We start from the raw sequence: 7,599 nt of genomic DNA, 5'->3' as shown, positions 1-7,599 counted from the left end.
TAATGCATTAAGCTAACTGATACTAATTGCCCGTACGGCTTGTCCCTATAACCTTGACGGTTATGCGCATTTACTCGATGGTGAGTGCTACCCCAACTTTTACTTCTTCCAGGTTGTTGCCAAGTCAAAGCTTGATGACCATAGCAAGTCAGTCCCACCCCTTCCCATCCCGAACAGGACCGTGAAATGACTCTGCGCCGATGATAGTGCTGCAACCAGTGTGAAAGTAGGTTATCGTCAAGCTAGTTATTAGTGGAAGCCCGCCAGTCTGTTGACTGGCGGGCTTTTTGCGTTCGGCGGAGATTTCGATGAAGATTGCTTTTCTTGGCATAGGCTTGATGGGAGATCCGATGGCACGCCGCCTGCTGGCGGCTGGTCATCAGGTCACAGCGTGGAACCGGACGCATGCAAAGGCACAGGCGCTGACGGGCGCGGGAGCGCAGGCGGTGGCGGATCTGGCGGAGGCGGTGCGCGATGCGCAGATTGTGATCTCCATGCTGGAGGCGGGGCCGACGGTAGCCAGCGTGCTGCAGCAAGCCATGCCGTCGCTGGCGCCGCATGCGCTGTGGATAGACATGAGCTCTACCCAACAGGCCGAGGCGCAGACATTCCATCAGCAGCTGACGGCGCAGGGTTGCCGTTTCATCGATGCGCCGGTATCCGGCGGCGTCGGCGGCGCGGCGGCGGGAACGCTGGCCATCATGGCTGGCGGCAGCGCCGGAGATTTCTCCGAGGCCGAGCCGGTGTTGTCGGCCATGGGCCGAGCGACGCTGGTCGGGCCGGCCGGCAGCGGCCAGGTCGCCAAGCTGTGCAATCAGCTGATCGTCGGCGCGACCATCAATATCGTGGCGGAAGCGATGCTGCTGGCGCAGGCGGCCGGCGCCGATCCGGCGGCGATGCGCGCGGCCATCCGCGGCGGGTTTGCTGAATCGAAAATCCTGGAAGTACACGGGCAGCGCATGCTGGACCGGCAATTCGTCGCCGGCGGCAAGGTCAGTACGCAGCTCAAGGATCAGCGCAACATCCTGGCGGCGGCGGAAGCGGCCGGCATCGTGCTGCCGCTGACCGAGCTGGTGACGGCGCGCTATCAGACACTGGCGCAGACCATCCCGCAGGCCGACCATTCAGCGGCACTGATCGGGCTGGAGCAGCTGAATCCGGGGCAGCGTGTGGGCACTGTCCCGGACCGCTTCGATTAAACGCGCGGCAGGCTGGCTTCGACCAGCTTGACCCAGAAGCTGGCGCCGACCGGCAGCAGGTTGTCGTTGAAGTCGTAGCTGCCGTTGTGCAGCACGCACGGTCCGAGGCCGTGGCCCTGAGTCCGGTGGTCACCCTCGCCGTTGCCGATGAAGATGTAGCAGCCCGGTTTGGCCTGCAGGAAATAGGCGAAGTCTTCCGCGGCCATCGATGGCTCGGCCTGGTCGTCCACCTTGTCGGCGCCGATCACGGTTTTCATCACCTCCACCGCGAAACGGGTCTGTTCGGGATGATTGATCAGCGGCGGGTAGTTGCGGCGGAAGCGGAATTCGACTTCCGCGTCGAAGGCGGCAGCGGTCTGTACCGCCACCTGCTCCATCTGCTGCTCGATCCGGTCCAGCACTTGCCACGACAGGGTGCGCACGGTGCCGGCCATCTTCGCCTCATCGGGAATGACGTTGGTGGCGGTGCCGGCCTGGATCTGCGTCAGCGACAGCACGGCCGTGTCCAGCGGGCTGGTGCGGCGGCTGATGATGGTCTGCCAGCTCTGCGCGATCTGCACCGCGATCATCACCGGGTCGATGCATTTGTGCGGCTGCGCCGCATGGCCGCCCTTGCCTTTGACCGTGACATAGAACTCGTTGCTGGACGCCATCAGCGGCCCGGCGGCCACGCTCATGTGGCCGGCCGGGATGCCGGGCCAGTTGTGCATGCCGTAGATGGCGTCCATCGGGCATTGCTCGAACAGTCCGTCTTCGATCATGCGCTTGGCGCCAGCGCCGCCTTCCTCGGCCGGCTGGAATACCAGGTAGACGGTGCCGTCGAAATTGCGGTTGTCGGCCAGGTGCTTGGCCGCGCCGAGCAGCATGGCGGTATGGCCGTCGTGGCCGCAGGCGTGCATCTTGCCCGGGTGGCGCGAGGCGTGTTCGAAGGTGTTTACTTCGTGCATGGGCAGCGCGTCCATGTCGGCGCGCAGGCCGATCGAGCGGGCCGAGGTGCCGTTTTTGATGACGCCGACCACACCGGTCACGCCCAGGCCGCGGATTACGGGGATGCCCCATTCGGTGAGCTTGGCGGCAACGACGTCGGAGGTACGCTGTTCTTCGTAGCACAGCTCGGGATGGGCGTGCAGGTCGCGCCTGATCTGCTGCAGTTCGGATTGAAATGCAATAATGGGATCTACCAGTTTCATGCTGCTTCTCCAGTATCGGGTTCGCTTGCTTTTTAAGCATCGAGAACAGTCATTGTAGCCCTTGTCGGACAAGTTAAGCCAGCGCCCCCGCAATGGTTTACGATACTGCTTTGCACAAATGCTTTTTGGATTTTTGACATGACGATCACACAAGTTCGCGCGGCCTGTCCGCTCGACTGTCCCGACACTTGCGCGCTGCTGGTGACGGTGGAAGATGGCGTGGCCACCGCGGTTAAAGGCGATCCCGACCATCCCACCACGGCCGGCGCGTTGTGCACCAAGGTGTCGCGCTACGCTGAGCGCACCTACCATGAAGACCGGTTGTTGTACCCGCTCAAGCGCGTCGGCAAAAAGGGCGAGGGCAAGTTCGAGCGCATCAGCTGGGATGAGGCGCTGGACACCATTGCGGCGCGTCTGAAGCCGATCGCCGCGCGCGCGCCGGAAGCGATCCTGCCGTACAGCTATTGCGGCACCATGGGGCTGATCCAGGGCGAGTCGATGTCATCGCGCTTCTTCAATCAGATCGGCGCCTCGCTGCTGGACCGCACCATCTGCGCGATGGCCGGCGCCACCGGCTACAAGTACACCATCGGCGGCTCGGTCGGCACCGACATGGAGCAGTTTCAGCATTCAAAATTGCTGATCATCTGGGGCGGCAATCCGATCGCCTCCAATCTGCATTTCTGGATGCGCGCGCAGGAAGCCAAGCGCAACGGCGCGAAGCTGATCGCCATCGATCCCTACCGCTCGCTGACGGCGGAAAAATGCCATCAGCACATCGCCCTGCTGCCGGGCACCGACGCGGCGCTGGCGCTGGGCCTGATGCATGTGCTGATCAAGGAGGATCTGCTCGATCACGAGTACATCGCCAGCTACACGCTGGGCTTCGAGCAGCTGAAGGAACGCGCGGCGGAATGGACGCCGGAGCGTACCGCCGCGACCTGCGGCATCAGCGTCGATGAGGTGGTGGACCTGGCGCGCCTGTACGGCGGCATGGCCAAGGCCGGCGAGCCGGTGGCCATCCGCACCAACTACGGCGTGCAGCGCGTGCGCGGCGGCGGCATGGCGGTGCGCAACATCGCCTGTCTGCCGGCGCTGGTCGGCGCCTGGCGTCATCCTGCCGGCGGCGTGCAGCTGTCGTCCAGTGGCTCGTTCCCGACCAATAAGCTGAAGTTGCAGCGCACCGATCTGCTGAAAAAGCTGCCGCGCACCATCAACATGAGCACCATCGGCGACGACCTGCTGCGGCCGGCCTCGCCCGAGTTCGGGCCGGCCATCGAGGCGGTGATCGTCTACAACTCCAACCCGCTGGCGGTCGCGCCGGATTCGGACAAGGTGATGCGCGGCTTCCTGCGCGAAGACCTGTTCACCGTGGTGCTGGAGCATTTCCAGACCGATACCGCCGACTATGCCGACATCGTGCTGCCGGCCACCACGCAGCTGGAGCACCTCGACGCGCACACTTCGTACGGTCACCTGTACATGATGGCCAACAACCCGGCGATCGCGCCCATGGGCGAAGCCAAGGCCAACACGGAAATCTTCCGCCTGCTGGCGGCCAGGATGGGCTTCGACGATCCCTGCTTCAAGGAGAGCGACGACGCGCTGGCCGCCATCGCCTTCAATGCGCAGGACGCGCGCGCGGTCGGTTTCGACTGGGACGCGCTCAAGCGGAAGGGCTGGCAACGGTTGAACATGCCGGCCGCGCCGTTCGCGCATGGCGGCTTCCTGACGCCTTCGGGCAAATGCGAGTTTTACTCCGCGCGCATGAAGGAAGACGGCCTCGATCCGCTGCCGGCGTATCTGCCGCCCTACGAGTCCGTGGCCAGCAATCCGGAACTGGCGGCGCGCTATCCGCTGGCGATGATTTCTCCGCCTGCACGCAACTTCCTGAATTCGACTTTCGTCAACGTGAAAAGCCTGCGTGCGTCGGAGGGCGAGCCGCATCTGGACATCCATCCGCACGACTGCGCATCGCGCGGTATTGCCGACGGCGACATGGTGCGCATCTTCAACGATCGCGGGTCGTTCATCGCCAAGGCGCGGGTGACGGACAAGGCCCGCGCCGGGCTGGTGGTCGGCCTGTCGGTGTGGTGGAAGAAGCTGGCGAAAGATGGCAAGAACGCCAATGAGGTTACCAGCCAACAGCTGACAGATATGGGCCGCGCGCCGACTTTTTACGATACACTGGTACAGGTCGAAAGAGTCGCTGCTTGAAGGTAATGTATGCGCAATATTGCACGCCGAATTTTCCGCACCAGATACTGGCTGGCGGCGGCGTGCGTGTCGGCCATGCTGGCCGGTTGCGCGCAGTTCAAGTATTACATGCAGGCGGCGCAGGGACAGTATTCGCTGTGGTCGGATGCCCGTCCGATCGATGACTGGCTCGGCGATCCCGGCACCGATCCCCGCCTCAAGGCGCGCCTGGAAAAGGCGCTATTGATACGCAAGTTCGCCGTCAAGGAACTGAATCTTCCCGATAACGCCAGCTACAAGAACTATGCCGCATTGTCGCGGCCGTTCGTGCTGTGGAACGTGGTGGCGACGCCGGAACTGTCGCTGCGGCCGATCCAGTGGTGCTTCCCGATTGCCGGCTGTGTCAGCTATCGCGGCTACTACAGCAAGGAGGACGCCCAGGCCTACGCCGACGAGTTGCGCAAGGAAGGCAACGACGTGCAGGTCGGCGGCGTGCCGGCCTATTCGACCCTGGGCTGGTTCAGCGACCCGCTGCTGTCCACCTTCATCAACTATTCCGACGCCGAACTGGCGCGCATGGTGTTCCACGAACTGGCGCACCAGGTCGTGTACGTGCCGGGCGATACGCAATTCAACGAAAGCTTCGCCACCGCGGTGGAGGAAGCCGGCGTGGCGCGCTGGCTGGAGCTGTACGGCACCGATCCCATGCGCGAGGCCTACGAGCGCTACAATGTGCGCCGCCAGGACTTTCTGGCGCTGCTGGTGCGGCACCGCAAGATGCTGGCCGATCTGTACGCCAGCAAGACCAGCACCCGCCACAAGCGCGCCGAGAAAGCCCGCATCTTCGCCCACCTGAAATCGGACTATCTGAAACTCAAGGAAAGCTGGGGCGGCTATGCCGGTTATGACCGCTGGTTTGCCGAGCCCTTGACCAACGCTCACCTCAGCGCGGTGGGAACTTACCACGATTATCTGCCGGCCTTCCGGGCCCTGCTACAGCGAGAACGAACGTTCGTACGTTTTTATGCTGCGGTGCAAGGTATCGCTACTCTTGATGTAGTTCAACGCCGGCAGCAGCTGGACGTGTTAGGCCGGCCCGCAATGCTGAACGCGGAGCGCGACAAGGATGCGCTACCAACCATCCAAGGCACGCACTGATGTTGCGTTGCGTCATAAAAAGCCGTTAGAACCCTCGTTCTAATTATGGTTAAATGCGCTTGCGCACGGGCCTGCTGCCCGATAGCATCGCATCATCAAGACCTCCCACCGGCACTGTGCGCCGGCCTTACAACGATAATATTTCGAGACAAGAGGCACAGCATGGAGAAAATCTGGTTGCAATCGTATCCGCCCGGCATGCAGACCGAGGTCGACGCGAGTCAGTACCGTTCGCTGGTGCAGTTGCTGGAAGAATCCTTCCACAAGTTCGCCAGCCGCAATGCGTATGTCTGCATGGACAAGTTCCTCACCTATGCCGAGGTCGACGCGTATTCGAAGCGGCTGGGCGCATGGCTGCAGAGCCGCGGCATGAAGCCGGGCGCGCGCGTGGCCATCATGCTGCCGAACGTGCTGCAGTATCCGATCGCGATTGCCGCCATCCTGCGCGCCGGCTACACGGTGGTCAACGTCAATCCGCTGTACACGCCGCGCGAGCTCGAGCACCAGCTGAACGATGCCGGCGCCGAGGCCATCCTCGTCCTGGAAAACTTCGCCGCCACCCTGGAACAGGTGTTGGGCAAGACCCAGGTCAAGCACATCGTGGTGGCCAGCATGGGCGAGATGCTGGGCGGCCTGAAGGGTATGCTGGTCAACTTCGTGGTGCGCAGCGTCAAGAAAATGGTGCCGGCGTTTTCGCTGCCGAACGCGGTGCGCTTCAAGGATGCGCTGTCGCAGGGCGGCGGCATGAAGCTGACCCCGGTCGAGATCAAGGACAGCGATCCGGCCTTCCTGCAGTACACGGGCGGCACCACCGGCGTCTCGAAGGGCGCGACGCTGACGCACCGGAACATCGTCGCCAATCTGCTGCAGAGCGAGGCGTGGTCGCATCCGGCGTTGGGCGGATCGGACGAGCAGATCAGCATCGTCTGCGCGCTGCCGCTGTACCATATCTTCGCGCTGACCTGCTGCGCGATGTGGGGCACGCGTGTGGGCGCGCTGAACATCCTGATCCCGAACCCGCGCGACATCGGCGGCTTCATCAAGGAGCTGGCCAAGTACAAGTTCAACATGCTGCCGGCGGTGAACACGCTGTACAACGCGCTGCTGAACCATCCGGATTTCGCCCACCTGGATTTCTCGGGGCTGAAGATTTGCAACGGCGGCGGCATGGCGGTGCAGCAGGCCGTCAACGACCGCTGGCTGAAGGCGACCGGCGTGTCCATCATCGAGGGGTATGGCTTGTCCGAGACCTCGCCGGTGGCCACCTGCAACCGTGCCGACAGCACCGCCTTCACCGGCACCATCGGCTTGCCGGTGCCATCGACCGATATCGCCATTCTCGACGATGACGGCAAGGAGGTGGCGCTGGGCACGGCTGGCGAGATCGCCATCCGCGGCCCGCAGGTGATGGTCGGCTACTGGAACCGCCCGGACGAGACGGCCAAGGTGATGACGCCCGACGGCTATTTCAAATCGGGCGACGTCGGCGTGATGGACGAGCGCGGCTACGTGAAGATCGTCGACCGCAAGAAGGACATGATTCTGGTGTCCGGCTTCAACGTCTACCCGAACGAGCTGGAAGCGGTGATCGCCGCGCATCCGGGCGTGCTGGAGTGCGCTGTCATCGGTGTACCGGACGAGCATTCGGGCGAGGCGGTCAAGGTGTTCGTGGTGCGCAAGGACCCGAACCTGACCGAGCAGGCGCTGATGGCCTACTGCAAAGAACAATTAACCGGCTATAAAAAGCCGAAATACATTGAGTTCCGCCAGGAGCTACCCAAAACCAATGTCGGGAAAATTCTGCGCCGTGTCCTGCGCGATGAACAACCCGCCGACAAGAAGAAGGCTGCATGAAG

The 7,599-nt window shown here is 63.0% G+C and carries 5 protein-coding genes and 1 rRNA gene; 5 read left to right on the top strand and 1 reads right to left on the bottom strand.

Annotation, left to right across the window (positions count from 1 at the left end; translation table 11 throughout):
- Positions 1–130: 130 nt before the first annotated feature.
- Together rrf and E4L98_RS08335 are read left to right on the top strand one after the other, a co-directional pair.
- A 5S ribosomal RNA gene (rrf, locus tag E4L98_RS08340) occupies positions 131–243 on the top strand.
- 65 nt (positions 244–308) lie between these two features.
- Complete coding sequence (locus E4L98_RS08335) at positions 309–1,199, top strand: NAD(P)-dependent oxidoreductase (protein ID WP_135201099.1); 891 nt, start codon at positions 309–311, stop codon at positions 1,197–1,199.
- On the opposite strand, the gene E4L98_RS08330 is transcribed toward E4L98_RS08335, so the two are convergent.
- Positions 1,196–2,389: a M20 aminoacylase family protein gene (locus E4L98_RS08330; RefSeq protein ID WP_135201098.1), complete on the bottom strand. Its 1,194-nt coding sequence runs from the start codon at positions 2,387–2,389 to the stop codon at positions 1,196–1,198. The genes E4L98_RS08335 and E4L98_RS08330 overlap by 4 nt on opposite strands.
- Before the next feature lie 138 nt (positions 2,390–2,527).
- Between E4L98_RS08330 and E4L98_RS08325 the strand changes: the two genes are divergently transcribed.
- The 3 genes from E4L98_RS08325 to E4L98_RS08315 all read left to right on the top strand — a co-directional run bounded on the left by E4L98_RS08325 (position 2,528) and on the right by E4L98_RS08315 (position 7,597).
- Entirely contained in the window at positions 2,528–4,606 is a 2,079-nt protein-coding gene (locus tag E4L98_RS08325; protein WP_135201097.1) for a molybdopterin-containing oxidoreductase family protein, read from the top strand.
- Positions 4,607–4,615: 9 nt separating this feature from the next.
- Complete coding sequence (locus tag E4L98_RS08320) at positions 4,616–5,743, top strand: aminopeptidase (protein WP_135201096.1); 1,128 nt, start codon at positions 4,616–4,618, stop codon at positions 5,741–5,743.
- A gap of 162 nt (positions 5,744–5,905) precedes the next feature.
- Positions 5,906–7,597 carry a long-chain-fatty-acid--CoA ligase gene (locus tag E4L98_RS08315; RefSeq protein ID WP_135201095.1) on the top strand — a complete coding sequence of 564 codons (1,692 nt, stop codon included), beginning with the start codon at positions 5,906–5,908 and terminating at the stop codon, positions 7,595–7,597.
- Positions 7,598–7,599 lie beyond the last annotated feature (2 nt).

Source organism: Duganella callida, assembly GCF_004614165.1.
Taxonomy (GTDB): Bacteria; Pseudomonadota; Gammaproteobacteria; order Burkholderiales; family Burkholderiaceae_D; genus Rugamonas; species Rugamonas callida.
Note: the sequence above shows the minus strand (reverse complement) of the source record. Positions and strands in the feature narration are given on the sequence as shown.